This window comes from Acinetobacter sp. RG5, assembly GCF_031844265.1.
In the GTDB taxonomy this organism is placed as follows: domain Bacteria; phylum Pseudomonadota; class Gammaproteobacteria; order Pseudomonadales; family Moraxellaceae; genus Acinetobacter.
This window is the reverse complement of sequence record NZ_JAUZUV010000006.1, coordinates 132,768-152,622: the sequence shown is the minus strand read 5'-3', so window position 1 is coordinate 152,622 and position 19,855 is coordinate 132,768. Positions and strand designations below refer to the sequence as shown.

The window sequence follows — 19,855 nt, the reverse complement described above, 5'->3', positions numbered from 1 at the left end:
ATTTTATTTCTTCGGGCTTTTGACCACGACCAGTTTCTTCTGCACAAACTCTCTGAAACCATCAATCGACAGTTCATGACCATAACCGGAGTTTTTGATTCCACCAAATGGTAACTCCGGTGTAGTATCGGTAAACCAGTTAATCCAGATCATGCCAGTTTCTACCCGTGACGCCAGTTTTTTAGCGCGCTCAATATCCTGAGCATGAATCACGCCGCCCAGACCATAATTGGAATCATTGGCAATTTCGACAATTTTATCATCATCCTTCGCGACATAGATTTGCGCCACCGGACCAAAGAATTCTTCATACCAAGCATCATTCTCACGCGTGATATTTTCCAGAATGGTCGGTGCATAGAAATTGCCTTGATGTTCTACGGCTTTAGCACCAGTAACTACAGTTGCACCTTGTGCTACGGCCTTTTCGACCTGCTTGCTGAGTTTTTCCAGTGCGTCTTTTGAAGACAGCGGTCCTAAAGTGGTTTCAGGATCGAGCGGATCACCCAGTTTTAACTGTTCAAAAGCTTTCAGCATGCCTGCCTTGAATTGTTCGGCAATTTTTTCATGCAAGATAAATCGCTTCGCTGCTGTACATACCTGCCCGGCATTATTGACACGCGCCTGACAGCCTAACTTGATCGCGCGTTCCAGATCTGCATCATCGAGTACGATAAATACATCATTACCGCCCAGTTCCAGTGTGGATTTTTTAAGATGTTTGCCCGCCTGTTCAGCGACTGCACTGCCCGCACCTTCTGAACCTGTGAGTGCCACACCACGCACACGCTTGTCTGCAATTACTTCCGCGACCTGATCACTGCTGATAAACAGATTGGTCCAGACACCTTTGGGTGCGCCTGCATCCAAGACCAGTTTTTCAAAGGCTTCCGCACATTGCGGTACAATGCCAGCATGTTTTGCCAGAACCGGATTACCAATCGCACAGTTCGGCGCAAAGACGCGCATCAGTTGATAAAATGGGAAATTCCACGGTTCCACCGCCATGATAATACCCAGTGGATGATGCTCAACCCAGGCCTCACCCAGTTCCGTTTCATAGGACACGGGCGCTAAAAATTCTTTGGCATGATCAGCATAGTATTCGGCAATTTTGGCGCAGGTTTCGATTTCACCTTCACCCTGCTTGATCAGTTTACCCATATCCAGCGTCATGAGCTTCGCCAGTTCAGACTTTCGTTCTCGCATATTGCTGGCCAATTTGCGCAGTACTTCAATACGAGTATCGACCTGTTGTGACCAGTCTGACTTTAGGATTTGTTCTGCTGTATCGAGTGCATTTTGAATATCTTGATCGCTATGGGATGGATAGTCTTTCAATTTTTGATTGGTAAATGGATTAATAGATTGATAAGCCATGATTTTCCCTTTTTCAATTATAAGTTTCGCCCGTTCAAAACCCAATCGCATCAAGTTATAACAAGCGAGTATCTGTTCGAATTATTTAACTTATCACTGATTTTTTTATGGCGTCTGTCTGCTTACAGATTGGTTCAAAACATTACTGAGAGCAGGTAAAAGTTATATTGAGTGGTACAAATTAAAAAAGTAATTCTATTTATAAGAGATTAAATACAATAAAAACTAGGGAATAAATTAGAAAACACTCAATAAATTGTTTTATTGAAATACTGCGTTTCATAGGTAAGATATTATATAACTAAATAACCAAATTATTAAAAATGAATAAACCTCAAATTATTTTCGATTTTCTTTGTAGAATTGAACTAATTGTAAAACAAAAGAAAGAGAGTCCTTTTGAATGCATGGCTAGAGGGTTAGAAATATCTGATTATAATGATCTAAATCTTTTAAGAATAAAATTAGCACAAAATGTATATGATGTTGCCGAATTCATAGAAGCTGATCATGGTATGGATTTACTGGATAAAACATGGATCAAAGATCTAATTTCTTTATTAATGGCTGATTTAAGCAATGCTCACGATTTTTATAATATAGCCAATAAACTTTTTCCATCGACCAAGAATTTTATAGGTTCACAGATTCGTCTTTGGAAATTGGTTAATGGTCAAAATGAAAAATTGGCTAGTGAATCTATATTAAAAATTAAAGAAAATACCAATCTTTTACTTCAAGATTTGGTTCAAAACTCATTGATAGATGATCATGTTAAAGCATTTTTAATAAAAAAATTAAGAAAAATTCTCGAAGCTTTGGATTACTACCAAATATATGGTAATGAAGGACTTATCGAAGTACTCGAAGAATCAATAGGTCATGCTTTTACAAATAAAAAATATGAAGATTTTCTAAAATCTGAAAATAGCAAAGCGTGGAAAGAATATTTAGTAATCGTTAGTACGACCTTGGCTGCATCTGATAGCTTTATATCTATTACAAATAATATCAGAAATTTTCTCCCATAAAAAAACCACCCTTTCGGGTGGTTTTTTCAATCTCAAACCGTCTCTTATTGAGCGCGGTTTTTGATTTTGCGGATCGTTTCCAGCTGAGCAGCAGTTTCTGCAAGAGCAGCCAAAGCAGCAGCAGAGTCCAAATCGCTCTTTTGATTCGCAAGCAATGCTTCAGCGTGTTTACGCGCTTCAACAATAGCTGCTTCATCTAAGTTTTCTGCACGGACTGCAGTATCTGCAAGAACCGTAACAACATGCGGTTGAACTTCTAGAACACCACCAGATACATAGATCAACTCTTCTGTACCGTTTTCCAAAATAACGCGGATCGCGCCAGGTTGGAGCAAAGTTACCAACGGAGCATGGCCAGGCATAATACCCAACTCACCGCCAGCACCTTTTGCAATTAGCATAGTTATAGTGCCTGAGTACAAAGACTCCTGAACACTTACAACATCACATTGCATAGTCGCCATGAGAATCTCCTAAATTAGAGTAGCTAATTAAAGTTTCTCGGCTTTAGCAATAACTTCGTCAATACCACCAACCATGTAGAACGCTTGTTCTGGGATATGATCGTATTCACCAGCTAGAAGACCTTTAAAGCCACGAATCGTTTCTTTAAGAGATACTAATTTACCAGGAGCACCAGTAAATACTTCAGCTACGTGGAACGGTTGAGAGAAGAAACGCTGGATTTTACGCGCACGGTAAACAACCAGTTTATCTTCTTCAGCAAGCTCGTCCATACCAAGAATCGCGATGATGTCTTTAAGCTCTTTATAACGTTGCAATACGTTCTGTACAGAACGTGCAATTTCATAATGCTCTTGACCAACAACTAACGGATCTAACTGGCGTGAAGTTGAGTCTAGTGGATCGATCGCTGGGTAAATACCAGAAGATGCGATGTCACGGCTCAATACAACAGTTGCGTCCAAGTGAGCAAACGTTGTAGCAGGCGATGGATCTGTTAAGTCATCGGCAGGTACGTATACCGCTTGGATTGACGTAATAGAACCAGACTTAGTCGATGTAATACGTTCTTGAAGAACACCCATCTCTTCTGCAAGTGTAGGCTGGTAACCTACTGCAGATGGCATACGACCTAGAAGTGCTGATACTTCAGTACCCGCTAGTGTATAACGATAGATGTTATCTACGAACAATAGTACGTCACGGCCTTTACCGTTTTCGTCTTTCTCGTCACGGAAATATTCAGCCATGGTCAAACCAGTCAACGCTACGCGTAAACGGTTACCCGGTGGCTCGTTCATCTGACCGTAGACCATTGCTACTTTGTCTAGAACGTTAGAATCTTTCATTTCGTGATAGAAGTCGTTACCTTCACGAGTACGCTCACCAACACCAGCAAACACAGATAAACCTGAGTGAGCTTTCGCGATGTTGTTGATCAATTCCATCATGTTTACAGTTTTACCAACACCGGCACCACCGAACAGACCAACTTTACCACCTTTTGCGAACGGGCATAGCAAGTCAATGACTTTAATACCAGTTTCTAAAAGGTCAGTAGAAGCCGCTTGTTCTGCATAAGAAGGCGCTTGACGGTGAATTGGTAAACGCGCTTCAGTCGCAACAGGACCAGCTTCGTCGATCGGGCGACCAAGAACGTCCATGATACGGCCTAGAGTCGCTGTACCTACTGGTACAGAAATCGGCGCGTTAGTGTTAGTTACGTTCAAACCACGCTTAAGGCCTTCAGTAGAACCCATTGCAATAGTACGAACTACGCCATCACCAAGCTGTTGCTGAACTTCTAAAGTAGTTTCAGTACCATCTACTTGGAGAGCGTCATAGATCTTAGGAACGCTGTTGCGTTCAAACTCGACGTCGATAACCGCGCCGATGATCTGAATGATACGACCGCTATTCATTGCTGTCTCCTCAATTCAAAATAATGTTAAACGGCAGCGGCACCACCAACGATCTCAGAAATTTCCTGAGTAATCGCGGCTTGACGCAGCTTGTTATAAATAAGTTGCAGGCTCTTAATGATCTCGCCTGCGTTGTCTGTCGCTGCTTTCATAGCGACCATACGTGCAGACTGCTCACATGCGATGTTTTCAATCACACCTTGATACACCACAGACTCGATATAGCGAACCAACAAGCCATTTAAAAGCTCTTCAGCTTCAGGCTCGTAGATATAATCCCAACCGTATTGACGGTTCAGATTCTTGTCTTCTTCAGCAGCAGCCAAAGGAACAAGTTGTTCGATTTTTTGATTTTGAGTCATGGCATTGACAAAGCCGTTTGACACTAGATAAATACGATCTAACTCGCCTTTATCATAAGCGTCCAACATCACCTGTACAGAACCAGATAACTGCTCAAGACTTGGGGCATCGCCGACTTGCGTCGTCGCACCAAGCACTTTACCGCCGTAGTTTTTAAAAAACGAAACCGCTTTTTGACCAATTAAAGCAAATTGAACTTCAATTGACTGCTCTTGTTGCTGTTGAACGTGTTTAACCACTTTCTTGAACAGGTTAATGTTCAAACCACCAGCAAGGCCACGATCTGAAGACACAATGATATAGCCAACGCGCTTAACCGGGCGTTCAACCATATAACGGTGTTTGTATTCAGGGTTCGCTTGGACCAAATGAGCAATTACACGGTGCATATTTTCGGCATACGGACGGCCTTGAGCCATGCGCTCTTGCGCACGACGCATCTTAGAAGCTGCTACCATTTGCATCGCTCGAGTAATCTTCTGCGTGCTCTTGATACTAGCTACTTTGGCGCGAATTTCTTTTAAATTTGCCATACGCTTAACCTAGTATTCGAAAGCCCTTGCGAGCTTCCGAAGGTTGATTCCGTGAACCAAACCGACACTAAATTCAACAGAGGTTGAAATTAGTAAGTTTGAGTCGCTTTAAAGCTTTCAATACCTGCTTTGATTGCAGCTTCGATGTCTTTGTTGTAATCACCAGAGGCATCGATTTGTTGCATTAACGCAGCATGTTCTGAACGGAAGTAAGAAATTAACGCAGCATCAAAGTCTACGATTTTCTTAACGTCTACGTCAGCCATGTAGCCTTCGTTAGATGCATAAATTGAAACAGCTTGGTCAGCAATTGAGTATGGAGCATATTGTTTTTGCTTCATTAACTCAGTTACACGTTGACCATGTTCAAGTTGCTTACGAGTTGCTTCGTCAAGATCAGAAGCGAACTGAGCAAATGCTGCCAATTCACGGTATTGCGCCAAAGCAGTACGGATACCACCAGACAATTTCTTGATGATCTTAGTTTGCGCTGAACCACCAACACGAGATACAGAGATACCCGCGTTCACAGCAGGACGAATACCTGCGTTGAATAATGATGTTTCAAGGAAGATCTGACCATCAGTAATCGAAATTACGTTGGTTGGTACGAATGCAGATACGTCACCCGCTTGAGTTTCAATAATCGGCAATGCAGTTAATGAACCAGTTTGGCCTTTAACTTCACCGTTAGTGAATTTCTCAACGTAGTCAGCAGATACACGAGAAGCACGTTCAAGTAGACGCGAGTGTAGATAGAACACGTCACCTGGATACGCTTCACGACCTGGTGGACGGCGTAAAAGCAATGAAATTTGACGGTAAGCAACAGCTTGCTTAGACAAGTCATCATAAATGATTAACGCATCTTCACCGCGGTCACGGAAGTATTCGCCCATTGTACAGCCAGAATACGGAGCTAGATACAGCATTGCTGCTGGATCAGCTGCAGCTGCAGCTACAACAGTTGTATACGCCATAGCGCCAGTTTCTTCTAGCTTGCGTACCACGTTAGCGATAGTCGATTGTTTTTGACCGATTGCTACGTATACACATTTAATGCCAGAGTTTTTCTGAGCGATGATCGCGTCGATCGCCATTGCTGTTTTACCAGTTTGACGGTCACCAATGATCAACTCACGTTGACCACGGCCTACAGGGATCATTGTATCTACTGATTTATAACCAGTTTGTACAGGTTGATCCACTGATTGACGCCAAATTACGCCTGGTGCTACTTTTTCAACAGCATCAGTTAATTTTGCATCAATAGGGCCTTTACCATCAATCGGGTTACCCAAAGCATCTACTACACGGCCTAAAAGTTCTGGACCAACCGGAACTTCTAATACACGACCTGTGCAACGCGCTTTTTGACCTTCTTGAAGGCTTAAGTAGTTACCTAAAACAACGACGCCCACTGAATCCTGTTCTAGGTTCAGTGCCATACCGTAAAGGCCGCCGTCGAATTCGATCATTTCACCGTACATAGCGTCAGCTAAGCCGTGAATACGCACAATACCGTCGGAAACCATAACAATGGTTCCTTCGTTCTTAGCGGTTGCGCTGGTGTCCAGATCGCCGATACGCTGTTTAATGAGCGCACTGATCTCGGATGGATTCAGTTGTTGCATTGCGCTATACCTCAATCTTTTTAAAGTTCAGTCTTCTTATTTCTTAAGCAAGAAGACGAGTACGCATTTTTTCAAGCTTGTTAAGCGCAGAATCATCTATCACTTGGTCGCCTGCACGAATAACTACACCAGCAATCAGCGCTGGGTTAACTTCTACAGAAACATTTACCGCCGCTTCGAATTTTTTCTCTAATGCGTGAGTAAGAAGTTGTTCCTGTACAGAAGTCAATGGGAATGCTGATTCAATCACAACATCCACAGTATTGTTATTCTGTGATTTAAGCTGCTCATATTCTGCTGCAATCTCAGGAAGAAGAACCAAACGGTTATTCTCTGCAAGCAATGTCAGGAAGTTAGACACTGCTGCAGTTTGGTCTTCACCTAAAACTTTCGCAAAAAGAGCCACCTGCTCAGCAGGTGTAAGCTCAGGGCGATTTAGATAAGCTGAAAATGCTTCGTCTTGCACCGCAGCACTGAGCAATTCAAGTGCTGTTGACCAAGAGTCAGTTGCACTTTGCTCAGAAGCGTAAGCAAATGCTGCTTTAGCGTATGGGCGTGCCAACGTCAAGAGTTCAGCCATAATCCGCCTCTCTTAAAGTTTAGCAGCCAGCTGAGTCAGCATGGCATTGTGAGCTTCTGCATCAACTTGCTGGCTAAGAATTTTCTCAGCACCAGTTACTGCAAGAGCAGCCACTTGTTGACGCAATTCTTCGCGAGCAGCATTGATTTCAGTATCAACAGCTTCTTTAGCCTGTTGACGAATACGCTCACCTTCAGCCGCAGCTTGGGTACGCGCTTCTTCGATCAATTGTGCACCACGACGGTTCGCTTGTTCGATCAATTGAGCCGCTTGTGCTTTTGCCGCGTCTAACTCAGCTTTCACTTGTGCTTGCGCATCTGCAAGGTCAGCCTTCGCTTTTTCAGCAGCATTTAAGCCATCAGCGATTTTACGCTGACGTTCACTAATCGCATTGATTAGTGGTGGCCATACAAACTTCATGCAGAATGCGACAAAAATCGCAAACGCAATCGCTTGGCCAAACAATGTGAGGTTGATATTCATTGCAAATTCCTCAAATAGTGAATTTCGGAATTAAGCTGATTAACCTACAAATGGATTAGCGAAGATGAAGAACAAGCCAATACCAACACCGATCATAGGCACAGCATCAAGAAGACCCGCGATTAAGAACATACGAGTTTGAAGTTGTGGAGCCAATTCTGGTTGACGAGCTACAGCTTCAAGGAAACGGCCGCCTAGAAGACCAAAACCAATCGCAGTACCTAAAGCACCGAAAGCGATCAAGATAGCAGATGCAATTGCAACTAGACCTAAAGTGAGTTCCATGATAATTCCTCAGAGGTTAGGTTTTATACCAAATTAAGTTAAAAAATTGTGTGCCCAACCATCCGTTGACAGTTAGGCAATACCATTAATGCTTTTCGCTTGCCATACTCATGTACACGATAGTCAACATCATGAAAATGAATGCTTGTAGCGTAATAATCAAAATGTGGAAAATCGCCCAAGGCACAGACAACGCCCACTGGATCCAGAACGGTAATAACGCGATAAGAATGAAGATTAACTCACCCGCATACATGTTACCGAACAGTCGTAGAGCCAATGAAACTGGTCGCGCCAAGAAAGTAGTCAATTCCAACAATAAGTTGAATGGAATTAAAAGCACTTTAGCAACTGGATTACTTGGGTTAAATGGGTTCAGTGCTAACTCACCAACGAAGCCGCCAACACCTTTCTCACGAATACTATAGAAAATAATTAAGAAGAATACAGAAATAGACATACCGAGGGTAATGTTTGGATCTGTAGTCGGAACAATTTTAAAGTAAACCTGATGAGGGTCTACACCCAGCATAGAAGCAATCGCGTGTTGAGCTACATAAGGAATAAAGTCAACAGGGATCAAATCCATCAAGTTCATGAGGAAAATCCACACGAAAATGGTTAATGCTAAGGGTGCAATTAATCGAGACTTCCCGTGGAAGGTATCACGTACACTTGAATCTACAAACTCGATAATCATTTCAATTGCAGACTGGAACTTGGTAGGAACACCAGCATTAGCCGCTTTCGCAACCAACCAGAACAACAAACAGAAAATCAGACCCAGTCCGATAGACCAACCCATTGAATCCAAGTGAATAGCAGTGAACCCCATCTGTTGAGCTTCAGCACCGCTCTCGGCCAATTTCCACGTACCGTCCGGCATTTTGCCATAGGTCATGTTGGTCAAGTGATGCTTGATATACTCGGTCGAAGTAAGGGCATGTTCTTCAGCAGCCATAAATCACACCTGGTCAATGTCAAAAAACTAATAGAACAAACGAATATCGCGTGCTGCTTGATATCTCGCCTGCTCCTGAAAAACTTTTCAATTTCTTGTTGTGCTTATACTCATTTTTGTAGACGTGACGCCCAAAACGGAGCGACCCACGACATGGCTTGAACAAGTATAAAACCACAAAACAACGCCACCGCTGACAACGGTTTAACATTGCTTAAAATTAAAATGAAACCAACAATCACAATGGCAAACTTTCCCATCAAGCCTTTATACATGTTCGAAAGAACTTGTTTAGACGCGCGGGCTCCTGCTGCTCGAAACGATTGCCACGAAAAATAACAAGTCGCGAGCCAACATACCAGTGCACCTAATGCTGCACTCAAGGCTGCGGTTGAGTCTTTCACGACCCAGCCGATCAAGGCTGAAACAGGGATCATACAGGCTTGCAGGAGGACCAAAGCTTTCGCTAATCGTCGGTCAATCAAGCGACTAGTTCGGCTCATTATTTATTCACTCACAGCAATCATGCTTGACAAGTTTAACAGGTGATTATTTTTAATCGCAGGCATTATAGAGTTACACCCCTGAACATGCAATCTTTTCCCGACCTTAGTCGTGTTTTTTTAAATCGGGTCACTGCTGTTAAACTAATCAAAATCTGTCTATTTTTTAAATCATTAGCGTGCATTTAGTACACATTTCTGGGTTTCTGTGGCCAATTGCTGCCAAGCCTGCACAAAGTCCCCTGCCCCGCTCATGCTTTCATCGACATGCTGGAACAGTACCGGATTGAGTTTGCGGTACTGGTTTTCACTGGCATGACCTTCGGCCAGCAGGCACATTTTGCGTTGTGGACGATGATCCTGTAAAAACTTGATTTGCGCCACGGTTGGCGAAACATGCGGATCATCGGTCAGCGCACCCATGAATTTTAAATTGAGTGGGCGTTCCAGATACTGATAGGCATCGTGATAAGACCAATAGGGTTTGGCTTTGTTGCTTGAACTATAAAGCTGGGCCGTAGCAAACATGTTTTGTGCAAAGTCACGGGCATTTTTCCAGTAGCGTTCACGATGCTCCGGCAATTGCTGCGAACGTAGCGCCGCAATAAAGAAACCTATCCGTACCGCATTATTCGGATCGAGCCAGACATGCGTGTCTACCGTATTTTTTAAGGCCTCGCCACGCGGATTACGCATCGGCAAGGTAATCAAAATTCCGGAGTCTAAAAGTGCGATACCTTTATTACTTTCATTCAGCACTTTCGCCAAGGGCGCTTCATGCGCCTGCCCCAACCAGATCACCAGTCCTGCATCCTGAATAGTTTTTCGATGCGCCGGAGTCAGACTCACATCATGTCCACTTTGGTTGGCCAACAATAAAGTTGGCTGTTCCACCCCCTGGGTAATTTTCTTGGCAATCAGATAGATCGGCTGCGTAGACACCACCAGACTTTGTGACCAACTGAGTGTACTGAACAATGCCAGCAGACTGATTGCAAGGAGACGGAACATGAGTAGAAATCACTTAAAAACGATAAAATCAGGAAGTGTTATAATATAACAAAAATACAAAAATACCTATGCCCAATCGAAACTCAGAACGCTTCATGTTAAGATTTGAAATCTATTAATTTTCAGTTTCGCACTTGAGGTGAACTATGGGTTCCTGTTCGCACGAACACCACAACGCATTGCACGGCGTGCACGACCATCCCAATGTCGCACAACGTCTTGCTGAAGCGGAAAGTCTTTGTGCAGCAAGCGGCGCACGCCTTACACCTTTACGTAAAGAAGTGCTGGAACTCATTCTGAATGCGCATGGCCCGATGGGCGCCTATGATCTGCTGGCACAAATGAAAAATGCCAGCGATCGTCCTGCAGCACCACCAACGGTGTATCGCACTCTGGATTTTTTATTAAGCAAAGGGCTGATTCATCGCCTGACCTCGATCAATGCCTATATTCCCTGTTGCCATCCACGTGAAGGGCATCAGGCCGCTTTTTTAATCTGTACCGAATGTAAAGCCGTCAAAGAAGCGTCGGCTCAGGGCTTGCTCGATCAACTCGATGCACTGGCCAGCTCGGACGACTTCACGGCACATCACAGCATTATCGAAATTTCAGGAATTTGTCAGCAGTGCCGCAACAAAGCTTAAGTGCCTCTCCCCTGATTCAGCTCTCCAAGATCTGGGTCAAGATCGATGAGCGCGATATCTTAAAAGCCATTGATTTCTCGTTACAAGAGAAAGAAATTGTCACACTGATCGGTCCCAATGGCGCTGGTAAATCGACCTTAATTAAAGTCATGCTGGGCATTTTGAAACCGCAATCAGGTGAGATCAAAACTGCGCGCAAACTCAAATTCTCTTATGTGCCACAGAAATTCAATCCCTCACATAGCTTGCCGCTCCGGGTGAAAGATTTATTGGCGCTAGAAAAATGCCCATCCCAGATTAAAACCGAAATTATCCGCGATACCGGCATTAGTAAACTGCAAGATTCTAAAGTTCAGCAGTTGTCTGGCGGCGAACGTCAGCGGGTGCTATTGGCCCGCGCCTTATTACGCCAGCCGGACATTTTAGTCCTCGATGAACCGATGCAAGGTCTGGACATCCAGTCCGAAGCTGAACTGTATGAATATGTGCGTAACTTGCCGGAAAAATATGGCTGTGCCGTACTGATGGTTTCACATGACCTGCAATGGGTGATGCAAGGTACGACTCGAGTCGTGTGCTTGAACAAGCATATCTGCTGTAGTGGGCTGCCGGAAAGCGTGCAGCAACATCCCGAATATCAGGCAATTTTTGGCACCAATCGAGTGTTCTATCACCATCATCATGATCATTGCGCGCATGGCGATTCTGCCACTCCCTGTCAGCATGATTCACGCCCTCATATTCACCCCGAGCCGGAAGCTTAAACCATGATGGATTGGTTACAACTCCTTTTACCTGCATGGATCATGGGAACGCTGTTGGTATTTCTGACTGCTCCGCTGGGCTGTCTCATGCTCTGGCGGCGTATGTCATTCTTTGCCGATACCATGGCACACGGTACTTTACTCGGTGTTGCCATTGCTGGAGCTTTAAGTTTACCGCTCTGGATGGGAGTCACTTTTATTGCCTTATTATTGGTAGGTATTTTGTGGGTGCTGCATGATCCGCGCCTACCCAATGATGCCTTGCTGGCCTTATGTTCAGCAACACTGCTTTGCTCGGGATTATTGTTCATTCAGCATTTACCGAGTTTAAGACCGGAACTTCTCAGCTATCTATTTGGTGATCTACTAACGATTTCTTGGACGGACTTACCCACCTTTGCCATTGTGATTATTCTGGCCTTAGCCGTCCTCTATAAAAGCTGGCAAGCGCAGATTCAAATCGCGATTGATCCGGACATGGCGGTCAGTGAAGGTGTAAATGCCAAATGGCAACGCCTGATCTTTATGTTGTTATTGGCATTGTTTACCGTGCTTGCCCTGAAAGCAGTCGGTTCACTCTTGATGGGAGCATTACTGGTGATCCCTGCCCTGACTGCACGATTACTTGCACACTCACCCAAACAAATGGTGATCTGGGCATTCGTGATTGCGCAAATTGGGGTGACCGTAGGCCTGTGGTCGAGTGCCGGTCTCAATACTTCGACAGGTTTAACTATTGTACTGACCATGGCGGTGCTATTTGCACTGTTCTTCTGCGTGCAGAAGTTTAAAAAGCTGGCTTAATATTTCTGTTAAATCATGATGATTTTCTAATGATCTATTCCGCCTCTCTCCTTTAAGGAGAGAGCAAACACTCTTTATTGATGCACCAAACTCAATAAAAATGCAGCGCCTGCAAATAAACCGGCAAAAGTCCGGTTCATGACTTTTTGTTGTTTCGATGATTTTAGTAGCCTTAAAACTTTAGCAGCCAATCCGGTATAACCCGCCATCACAATCAGATCAATCGTCACCATTGTCGCAGCCATAATCAAATACTGAATCCATTGCGGCTTGGACAAATCCAGAAATTGCGGCAAGACGGCCAGTAAAAATACGATGGCTTTAGGATTAGTGATATTAACCAAGAAACCATGTAGTACCAGTTTCCCTCTCGATTTTCGCGCCAATTCATGTTTAATTTCGATAGATTGTGCAGGTGCTTTCCATTGCAAAATAGCCAAATACAATAAATAGCCGACACCAAACCATTTCACCACTAAAAATGCCCATGGGGTTGTCGCAAACAAAACTCCCACGCCTGCCGCAACCACTGCAATCTGTACCAATAATGCCAGTTGTAGGCCCAGCGCATTCCAGTAACCATGCCGAAAACCATAATTCAGTCCACTCGACATGGAAGCAACCGCTCCTGCGCCCGGAGACACACTAATCACCCAGCAGGCCAGCATATAGGCAAACCACATTTGATAGGACATGAACATTTCACTCAGCAAAACTCACCTAATATTATATGAATTTTCCAATAAAATCAGGCTAAAAACTTGCTTAAATATAAGGCACTGCACTATTCACTCTGCATAGCTTCAGGCACAATATGTACATTAAAAAACAGGATCTTTCCTTACAGGAGCCATGAATGACAGCCCAATCGGTAATCTTGCCACTTCCTTCAGATCATGCTCGCTTTATTGTTTTACGTCTTAAAGATTTGAGTATTGAAAAATTAAAAGAACAACTTGAACATCTGTTTACTTCACGTGATCGTCTGATTACGCAACATCCTCAAGCACAAATTAAAACGGCAGTGGCTTTCGGTCCTGAGCTTTGGTCAAGACTTTATTCACAAAGTCCGACAGGTTTTAAACAACTCGAGCCGATTCAAGGTTCGTTTGATATGCCGGTTGTTCCAGCAGATGTACTGATTCATATTGCCAGTGCCCGTGCTGATATCTGTTTTGCGCTCAGTCAGGCTTTTTTTGAAGGCATTCAGGATCAGGTTCAGGTGCTGGATGAGCGAGTTTGCTTCCGATATTTTGATGGTCGTGACATTACTGGCTTTATTGATGGGACTGAAAATCCGCAATTCCCGGATGATCGTGCTGAAGTCGCATTATTAGGTGAAGATTCAGGTATTTTCCAAGATGGTTCATTTATTTTTGCCCAGCGTTACGCGCATAACCTGGAAAAATGGAAAAAGCTAAAAGTTGATACTCAGGAACAGGTTATGGGTCGCACCAAGCTTGAATCCATTGAATTGGATGATGAAGTCAAACCTGAAAATGCGCACGTGGCACGTACTGTAGTTGAAGATGAAGAAGGTGAAGAAATGGAAATCCTGCGTCACTCCTTGCCATATGGTGACGGACGTGGCGACCAGGGTCTATTCTTTATTGCCTACACCAAAGACCTGAAAATTATTGATGCTATGTTAGAACGTATGTTCGGTACATCTGGTGATGGAATTCATGACCGCCTGCTGCATTTTGTAACACCTCTGGATGGTGCCTATTACTTTGCACCGAGTGAGGAGTTACTGGAAGAGGTTTTGTAAATTCACTTTAAAATTAAGTATAAATCTTATTTCGATTTATGCTTTTTAACTAAGATTAAAATAGAATTTAAAGAGTTATAAGCAACTTATATTATCTATATGTATGTTACTTTTATTAAAAATAGTAGTCTTCTTGGTTCTTAAATTTTTATATTCGACATCATATAAAAGATAACCTTGTGACATAAAAGTATAATACCCAGTAATTTCTCCATTAATGATTTCATTCATTGTTCTATAGACTTCAGGCTTAGCATTATCACCCATATCGACATTTTTTTCTTTTATAGGTCTTGATATTTTAATATTTTTCAAATAGGGATAATATTTTACAAAATTAATATCAGGATACTTACTAGAAACTAACAAAATAGATTTCTTTTCACTTATCAGACAATAATATTCATCATTTGATTGTGCGCTTGTACATACCACTAGAGCAAAAAAAATAAGTATAATTTTTTTCATAATTCTTTTAACCTCTTTTTAGCTAATGTTATTGCAGAATTCGCACTATAACCATACCTCTTTCTGCCAACTTTGTTCCCTTTCTTATCTTGTTTATAACCAAAAGGATAATCTTTGTCTTTACACATTTCTAGAAATCTTGAGTATCCTTTTTTTGACTCATTAGAGTTTTTTAATTTTCCTTTTTTGTAACCAGCAGGATCACTCCATAAACCCCATCCAAAGCATTCACCAATTTTATTAAAATAAATATAACTATTTTCAAATTTCGTATAATTATCAAGATTATCAACTATTTTCTTATCTAAATTTAAACAGGTTTTTATATTAAGAGCGATTACAGCTCTTTTATAGTATTTCTCTCTATCATCAAATCCGTTATATCCACCATTAATTAAAGCACAAGTTGCTATTAAATCATTATTAATGGCATGAGGACTCAAATTGCCAGCTTTAGAATGATGCCAATACCATACTGCAGAACCTACAGCATGTTTTTTTTCTTTAGCAATTCTATGTTTATTATTTCCTAAAAAGTTTTCATTCACTGCTAACCCATAAAGCTCATAATTATTTTTATAGGTTAATTGCATTAAGCCACGTCCTTTATAGCCATCATAAACTTCACTTTCAGATTTACCACCTAATCCTTCTTCTAGCAAAGAATAACTTGCAGTTTCATGTAATGTGTGTGCTATAAAATGAGCCTTTTCAAGACAATTAATCATATTAAGTTTTTTAAATTGTTCATTTAAATCATTAAGAAAGCTTATAGCTGTGGCACTAGTTGTTATTTTTTTAAATTCTTCTGCTGAAATATCCCTATTACAGACACATTTACTTATTTTTAAATTTTTCTCTATTCTTGGCTTATTTAGTACAGTTCGACCTACCGTTAAGTCCACATCTAATTTCATTTTTATGGCATCTTCTTTAATTCTTTTTACCACATGAGTTTTCGGTTCCAAGGGATTACCATCAGGTTTAAATACCGTGATCTGTATTTTTTCTCCAATCATGCTTGGAAATGAAAATTTACCATCAGAGGTATTTGAAATTTTTGTTATCTTATTTCCTAGATAAAGTATCTCGATCTTTGTATTTTCAACGATATAACTATTTCCTTCTCTATCTAGAAGTTGGATATTTGATTCACTTTTAAAGTTTTCGCAGGGTTCGTCTAGTTTAATTATTTGTGGTATTTGAGAGCCATGCTCAGAGTTAACAGCACCTTTTAGAGCAAACTCATCATTTGAAGTCAAAACTAGAATTTCAATATCTCGATTAGGTGAAGATACCACCTCTACAATGCCCTGCTCATTGGTATGACGTTCAAATGAACTTTGTTTTCCTTTAGGGCGAGATTTTACCGGGAAACTCGTTAATATTTTCTCATTGCAGTCTATTATTTTAAATAAAGTCGTAACTATACCTTTTGTAGTAGGCATCACTTTTTCTTTATGATACTCCTCTATACTTTTAGGCAAGGATACTTTTACAGGATTCTTTCTAGAAGAAATGATTGAAGAATCAATCGTTTTAATAACGATATAATCTTCCACATTAGGTGGCTTAGCTAAAATTTCCACAGTTCGATTTGGTGAACCCTGAAATATAAATAAACCATCTTTATCTGTTTTATTTGTATTTTCTCTCGATGAACCTTTATAGCGTGATTTAACTTTTAAATTAATGACATATTTTCCTGAAGCATCATAAATTTTTGATGTTATGGTAACTAAATTGCTCATCATTCGACATCCTCTTCAGTATATACATCATCCTCTAAATCCCTTTCTTCTATCTCATTCAATAGTTCATCAATACTTTCATTATCTAAGTCTTGAATGAGATGAGTTTGTAAAGAATTAAATCCTAAAGCCACGAAATCTGTGGGTTGAGAGGTATAGAATCTTAAAGTACTTAATTGATTATTTTCATTTAATACAGACTTCTTAGTTTTAATTAAGTTCCCATCCAACTTATTTAGAATAAAAATTTCTTTTTCTCCTGCAGACTGGTTAGTCCACTGATAGTTAATTTTATTACTGAATAATGTTTTCATTTTTGGAAGATTTATTTTTTGTTCAATAATATTTTGACCTTTCGTAAACAGATGCTGCCCGGCCTTACACTCAAATTTCCCACCAGTTGTGACCACCACTCCACCACCATTGATCTTAATTTGAGACCCTCCAGCGGTCAGTACAATCTCTTTCGGACTGGTGATTTCGATCTTGTCTTCAGTCGAAATAAGCTTGATTACCTTGCGGGCAATCGCTTCAATCGCATCATCTTGGGCTTGTAGTTCAATTTTTCCTTGAGCAGCATAGAGACTCGCACCCTCTTGAGCAGCAAATAAACTGATCTTGTCCTGTGCATGAGCAACTAAAGATTTCTGTGTGGATAAATGAATATTATTCCCGGCACTCTGATTGATTTGCTGATCAGCGGATAAATGAATATTTTCATTTGTGCTCAGTGCAATCGTTTGGGGGGCAGTTAATAACATCACGGCCTGTTTAAATGCGATGGCCTTGGCTTGATCTTCAGCTTCAATCTGACTCAGAAACTGTTTTAAACTATCAAAAAATTGCAGCGGATCAGTCTGCTGTTGTTCAGCAATATCACTCAAGGCTTTACTATGATCGAGATTCGATTCAATCTGCTCTTTGGCACGACTCGCATCCAGGTGATTGCCTGCTGCTGAATCTTGCCGATAAGTGGAGATTAATAAGCCTTTTCCTGCACGTATGGCACCCCACTGGTCTGTCCTTAGTTCAAAACCTTCTCCTCGACCTTCGCTGCTTTCACTTTCTTTAGGATGGCTTAGATTTCCCAGATTGAGCTGACTGGCTGCATGACTACTTTGCAGCTGCGCACTAATCTGTTCAGGGGTATCATCGAAACGCAACTGGTTAAAGCCATCCCCATCGACCTCCTGAGAACGGATGCCACTGAGTTTTTTGGTCGCAGGAAGTTCTCCTTTTGCATCAAACATGGTCGGATGCCGTTCTGCTTCATGAATCCGTCCCACCACAAAGGGCCGGTCGATATCACCTTCAAAGAAGTCAATCACTACAATTTCGCCAATTCGCGGATGCAACCTGATGCCATAACCCTCACCCGCCCAAGGGGTCAAAACATCCACCCAAGCAGAATCGCTATCATTGTCATTGCTACCTGCGCCGCCATCATGCTGATGATCCTCACTCCGGGTAAACAGAAAACGAACTTTCACCCGCCCCCATGCATCGACATGAATCGTTTCACCTTCAGGTCCGACCACTCGAGCCCGTTGCGGATATCCAGCAGGCCGATGAATGAAGGGGTGGTACTCAGGAACAACCTGGATTTCACGGCGCACCATCTGTAGTTCATTGGCCTGTCGTTCCTCCTGTGTCATCTGCCAGCCGCTCTTCTCAAGCAAACTGTCCAGCTGAGATAAGATATCTTTGGGTAAATTGTTCTGGTTATAAAACCGCTTAGCTAAAATCAGAAATTCACGTTGATGGGCAGGATGCTGATCAATTTCAGGATGCTGTTGCAGTTCAAACCAGTATCCAACCTGAGCATCTCGTACGCTGCTACTGGCTTTAAAATATTTAGACTGCAAAGCATGATAGTCACTGAGCTGCTGATTGAGTCGATCCAGTTGGGCTATACCAGATGCTGTCACCTGATCCTCATGATTTAAGTCGCCGGTCCAAGCCGGACTGATGTTCCACGCATCTTCAAGCTGAAGAGTGGCATTTGCATGGATATCACTTTGCTGATGATTACTGAATAAAGGCTGGCTTTGATCCTGGGCAAGTTGCTGGGCATGCCAGCGCTGGGTTTGGGTACTATTCGGATTGAGCTGACGTACCGCAATCAGACTGTTCAGCGTGTCCAGCTGTTCGGTGGCATGACTGCGATGAAACCGGATGGAGCGGCGTTTTAAAGCTGAAAAATATTGGGAATGATCTACCAGTTTTAAAAGCTGATCTTGAATCTCGCTGGCTGATACAGGCACAGTTAATTGCCTTTCATCAATCAGCCAGTTAATTCCTTCGCTACGCCATAAACGGGTCAGAAAATCATAATCCGATTCATTCGACTGCATTACAAAAGGTCGGACATCATAGTCCCGGCTGAGTCCTGTCAAATCCAGGCTGAGACTGGCCGCGAATAATACACTTCTGTTTTGCCATTCACTGAACAGGATTTCACTGATCTCGCGCACCGTCTTATTCATAAAAACCCGACTGTTACGGCGCTTCTGCCAGAGTGCAGTCGGATCATTTAGCATCAATTTATACAGGGTCAAAGCTCCATCATTCTGCCCTTGACTGGCTGCAGTAATAATGCCCGTAGTCCGGAAAAGTTCACCCCGGTCTGTGACCTGATCAATGGCCACCCGACAGCCGATAAACTGTTTCAAGGCAATATGAGCATGAGTGGAAAGACAGATCAGTTCAGCCTGCAGGCCTTGATTGATCTGATGCTGACCCTCAATACGCTGAATCAAAACCTGATGATTTAAAGGAGGATGTGAAAACTGTAAATGTAGCGCACGATGCTGTCGCTTAAGCCCGAGCTGCTCCACCAGCATATGGATAGGTTTTGGCATTTTATAGTTATAATTTTAAGCTTTATTATTGTGCGGCAGATTTTAGGAAAAGTTATCCATTTCGTCCAGTTCACGATGCATTTCACATAATTAGGCCTTTAATTTATGGCCCTTCAATTAAAAATCTTAAATTGCATGTGGT

20 protein-coding genes are annotated in these 19,855 nt (G+C 42.2%); 5 read left to right on the top strand and 15 right to left on the bottom strand.

Features of this window, described 5'->3' with window-relative positions; all coding sequences use genetic code 11:
- Nucleotides 1-3: 3 nt before the first annotated feature.
- Entirely contained in the window at nucleotides 4-1,380 is a 1,377-nt protein-coding gene (locus Q9R21_RS08405) for an NAD-dependent succinate-semialdehyde dehydrogenase (protein WP_311204253.1), read from the bottom strand.
- A gap of 323 nt (nucleotides 1,381-1,703) precedes the next feature.
- Here Q9R21_RS08405 and Q9R21_RS08400 point away from each other — a divergent pair, with 323 nt between their 5' ends.
- Complete coding sequence (locus tag Q9R21_RS08400; protein WP_195725442.1) at nucleotides 1,704-2,411, top strand: hypothetical protein; 708 nt, start codon at nucleotides 1,704-1,706, stop codon at nucleotides 2,409-2,411.
- Nucleotides 2,412-2,455: 44 nt separating this feature from the next.
- Here the strand turns inward: Q9R21_RS08400 and Q9R21_RS08395 are convergent, their stop codons facing one another.
- From Q9R21_RS08395 to Q9R21_RS08350, 10 genes are all read right to left on the bottom strand, one after another.
- Entirely contained in the window at nucleotides 2,456-2,875 is a 420-nt protein-coding gene (locus Q9R21_RS08395; RefSeq protein WP_004644865.1) for a F0F1 ATP synthase subunit epsilon, read from the bottom strand.
- Nucleotides 2,876-2,902: 27 nt separating this feature from the next.
- Nucleotides 2,903-4,297: a F0F1 ATP synthase subunit beta gene (gene atpD, locus Q9R21_RS08390; protein WP_004644863.1), complete on the bottom strand. Its 1,395-nt coding sequence runs from the start codon at nucleotides 4,295-4,297 to the stop codon at nucleotides 2,903-2,905.
- A gap of 26 nt (nucleotides 4,298-4,323) precedes the next feature.
- Nucleotides 4,324-5,193, bottom strand: coding sequence for a F0F1 ATP synthase subunit gamma (gene atpG, locus Q9R21_RS08385; RefSeq protein ID WP_004644862.1), 870 nt, complete (start codon nucleotides 5,191-5,193; stop codon nucleotides 4,324-4,326).
- A gap of 89 nt (nucleotides 5,194-5,282) precedes the next feature.
- A complete protein-coding gene (gene atpA, locus Q9R21_RS08380; protein ID WP_004644861.1) occupies nucleotides 5,283-6,827 on the bottom strand; it encodes a F0F1 ATP synthase subunit alpha in 1,545 nt (514 codons plus the stop codon).
- Between the two features lie 43 nt (nucleotides 6,828-6,870).
- A complete protein-coding gene (locus Q9R21_RS08375) occupies nucleotides 6,871-7,407 on the bottom strand; it encodes a F0F1 ATP synthase subunit delta (RefSeq protein WP_004644860.1) in 537 nt (178 codons plus the stop codon).
- 12 nt (nucleotides 7,408-7,419) lie between these two features.
- Nucleotides 7,420-7,890 carry a F0F1 ATP synthase subunit B gene (locus Q9R21_RS08370; protein ID WP_004280990.1) on the bottom strand — a complete coding sequence of 157 codons (471 nt, stop codon included), beginning with the start codon at nucleotides 7,888-7,890 and terminating at the stop codon, nucleotides 7,420-7,422.
- A gap of 39 nt (nucleotides 7,891-7,929) precedes the next feature.
- Nucleotides 7,930-8,175 carry a F0F1 ATP synthase subunit C gene (gene atpE / locus Q9R21_RS08365; RefSeq protein WP_000424060.1) on the bottom strand — a complete coding sequence of 82 codons (246 nt, stop codon included), beginning with the start codon at nucleotides 8,173-8,175 and terminating at the stop codon, nucleotides 7,930-7,932.
- Nucleotides 8,176-8,260: 85 nt separating this feature from the next.
- Nucleotides 8,261-9,136, bottom strand: a complete 876-nt coding sequence (gene atpB, locus Q9R21_RS08360; RefSeq protein ID WP_004644859.1) for a F0F1 ATP synthase subunit A — start codon at nucleotides 9,134-9,136, stop codon at nucleotides 8,261-8,263.
- A 110-nt stretch (nucleotides 9,137-9,246) separates the two neighbouring features.
- On the bottom strand, nucleotides 9,247-9,639 hold the full coding sequence (locus tag Q9R21_RS08355; RefSeq protein ID WP_004280982.1) for an ATP synthase subunit I: 393 nt from the start codon (nucleotides 9,637-9,639) through the stop codon (nucleotides 9,247-9,249).
- A gap of 174 nt (nucleotides 9,640-9,813) precedes the next feature.
- A complete protein-coding gene (locus tag Q9R21_RS08350; RefSeq protein WP_311204143.1) occupies nucleotides 9,814-10,650 on the bottom strand; it encodes a metal ABC transporter solute-binding protein, Zn/Mn family in 837 nt (278 codons plus the stop codon).
- Between the two features lie 146 nt (nucleotides 10,651-10,796).
- On the opposite strand from Q9R21_RS08350, the gene Q9R21_RS08345 reads away from it, so the two are divergent.
- The 3 genes from Q9R21_RS08345 to znuB are packed head-to-tail and all read left to right on the top strand — an operon-like array spanning nucleotide 10,797 to nucleotide 12,862.
- Nucleotides 10,797-11,294: a transcriptional repressor gene (locus tag Q9R21_RS08345; protein ID WP_004280980.1), complete on the top strand. Its 498-nt coding sequence runs from the start codon at nucleotides 10,797-10,799 to the stop codon at nucleotides 11,292-11,294.
- Complete coding sequence (znuC, locus tag Q9R21_RS08340) at nucleotides 11,267-12,058, top strand: zinc ABC transporter ATP-binding protein ZnuC (RefSeq protein ID WP_161785335.1); 792 nt, start codon at nucleotides 11,267-11,269, stop codon at nucleotides 12,056-12,058. The genes Q9R21_RS08345 and znuC overlap by 28 nt, the downstream gene beginning before the upstream one ends.
- 3 nt (nucleotides 12,059-12,061) lie before the next feature.
- On the top strand, nucleotides 12,062-12,862 hold the full coding sequence (znuB, locus tag Q9R21_RS08335; RefSeq protein WP_044112389.1) for a zinc ABC transporter permease subunit ZnuB: 801 nt from the start codon (nucleotides 12,062-12,064) through the stop codon (nucleotides 12,860-12,862).
- A gap of 74 nt (nucleotides 12,863-12,936) precedes the next feature.
- Here the strand turns inward: znuB and Q9R21_RS08330 are convergent, their stop codons facing one another.
- Entirely contained in the window at nucleotides 12,937-13,557 is a 621-nt protein-coding gene (locus Q9R21_RS08330; protein WP_311204142.1) for a LysE family transporter, read from the bottom strand.
- Nucleotides 13,558-13,718: 161 nt separating this feature from the next.
- Here Q9R21_RS08330 and Q9R21_RS08325 point away from each other — a divergent pair, with 161 nt between their 5' ends.
- Entirely contained in the window at nucleotides 13,719-14,633 is a 915-nt protein-coding gene (locus Q9R21_RS08325) for a Dyp-type peroxidase (RefSeq protein WP_311204141.1), read from the top strand.
- Nucleotides 14,634-14,708: 75 nt separating this feature from the next.
- Here Q9R21_RS08325 and Q9R21_RS08320 read toward each other — a convergent pair whose 3' ends face one another.
- The 3 genes from Q9R21_RS08320 to Q9R21_RS08310 are packed head-to-tail and all read right to left on the bottom strand — an operon-like array spanning nucleotide 14,709 to nucleotide 19,713.
- Nucleotides 14,709-15,101 carry a hypothetical protein gene (locus tag Q9R21_RS08320; protein WP_180181000.1) on the bottom strand — a complete coding sequence of 131 codons (393 nt, stop codon included), beginning with the start codon at nucleotides 15,099-15,101 and terminating at the stop codon, nucleotides 14,709-14,711.
- The gene (locus Q9R21_RS08315) at nucleotides 15,098-16,855 is read right to left on the bottom strand and encodes a glycoside hydrolase family 19 protein (RefSeq protein WP_311204140.1); all 1,758 of its coding nucleotides are present in this window, start codon (nucleotides 16,853-16,855) and stop codon (nucleotides 15,098-15,100) included. Before Q9R21_RS08315 ends, Q9R21_RS08320 begins: the two co-directional genes overlap by 4 nt.
- Nucleotides 16,852-19,713: a type VI secretion system Vgr family protein gene (locus tag Q9R21_RS08310; protein ID WP_311204139.1), complete on the bottom strand. Its 2,862-nt coding sequence runs from the start codon at nucleotides 19,711-19,713 to the stop codon at nucleotides 16,852-16,854. The genes Q9R21_RS08315 and Q9R21_RS08310 overlap by 4 nt, the downstream gene beginning before the upstream one ends.
- Nucleotides 19,714-19,855: the final 142 nt, after the last annotated feature.

Coding starts and splice junctions, on each gene's coding strand:
- Q9R21_RS08405 (WP_311204253.1), bottom strand. CDS start 1,380: ATGGCTTATCAATCTATTAATCCATTTACCAATCAAAAATTGAAAGAC.
- Q9R21_RS08400 (WP_195725442.1), top strand. CDS start 1,704: ATGAATAAACCTCAAATTATTTTCGATTTTCTTTGTAGAATTGAACTA.
- Q9R21_RS08395 (WP_004644865.1), bottom strand. CDS start 2,875: ATGGCGACTATGCAATGTGATGTTGTAAGTGTTCAGGAGTCTTTGTAC.
- atpD (WP_004644863.1), bottom strand. CDS start 4,297: ATGAATAGCGGTCGTATCATTCAGATCATCGGCGCGGTTATCGACGTC.
- atpG (WP_004644862.1), bottom strand. CDS start 5,193: ATGGCAAATTTAAAAGAAATTCGCGCCAAAGTAGCTAGTATCAAGAGC.
- atpA (WP_004644861.1), bottom strand. CDS start 6,827: ATGCAACAACTGAATCCATCCGAGATCAGTGCGCTCATTAAACAGCGT.
- Q9R21_RS08375 (WP_004644860.1), bottom strand. CDS start 7,407: ATGGCTGAACTCTTGACGTTGGCACGCCCATACGCTAAAGCAGCATTT.
- Q9R21_RS08370 (WP_004280990.1), bottom strand. CDS start 7,890: ATGAATATCAACCTCACATTGTTTGGCCAAGCGATTGCGTTTGCGATT.
- atpE (WP_000424060.1), bottom strand. CDS start 8,175: ATGGAACTCACTTTAGGTCTAGTTGCAATTGCATCTGCTATCTTGATC.
- atpB (WP_004644859.1), bottom strand. CDS start 9,136: ATGGCTGCTGAAGAACATGCCCTTACTTCGACCGAGTATATCAAGCAT.
- Q9R21_RS08355 (WP_004280982.1), bottom strand. CDS start 9,639: ATGAGCCGAACTAGTCGCTTGATTGACCGACGATTAGCGAAAGCTTTG.
- Q9R21_RS08350 (WP_311204143.1), bottom strand. CDS start 10,650: ATGTTCCGTCTCCTTGCAATCAGTCTGCTGGCATTGTTCAGTACACTC.
- Q9R21_RS08345 (WP_004280980.1), top strand. CDS start 10,797: ATGGGTTCCTGTTCGCACGAACACCACAACGCATTGCACGGCGTGCAC.
- znuB (WP_044112389.1), top strand. CDS start 12,062: ATGATGGATTGGTTACAACTCCTTTTACCTGCATGGATCATGGGAACG.
- Q9R21_RS08330 (WP_311204142.1), bottom strand. CDS start 13,557: ATGTCCTATCAAATGTGGTTTGCCTATATGCTGGCCTGCTGGGTGATT.
- Q9R21_RS08325 (WP_311204141.1), top strand. CDS start 13,719: ATGACAGCCCAATCGGTAATCTTGCCACTTCCTTCAGATCATGCTCGC.
- Q9R21_RS08320 (WP_180181000.1), bottom strand. CDS start 15,101: ATGAAAAAAATTATACTTATTTTTTTTGCTCTAGTGGTATGTACAAGC.
- Q9R21_RS08315 (WP_311204140.1), bottom strand. CDS start 16,855: ATGATGAGCAATTTAGTTACCATAACATCAAAAATTTATGATGCTTCA.
- Q9R21_RS08310 (WP_311204139.1), bottom strand. CDS start 19,713: ATGCCAAAACCTATCCATATGCTGGTGGAGCAGCTCGGGCTTAAGCGA.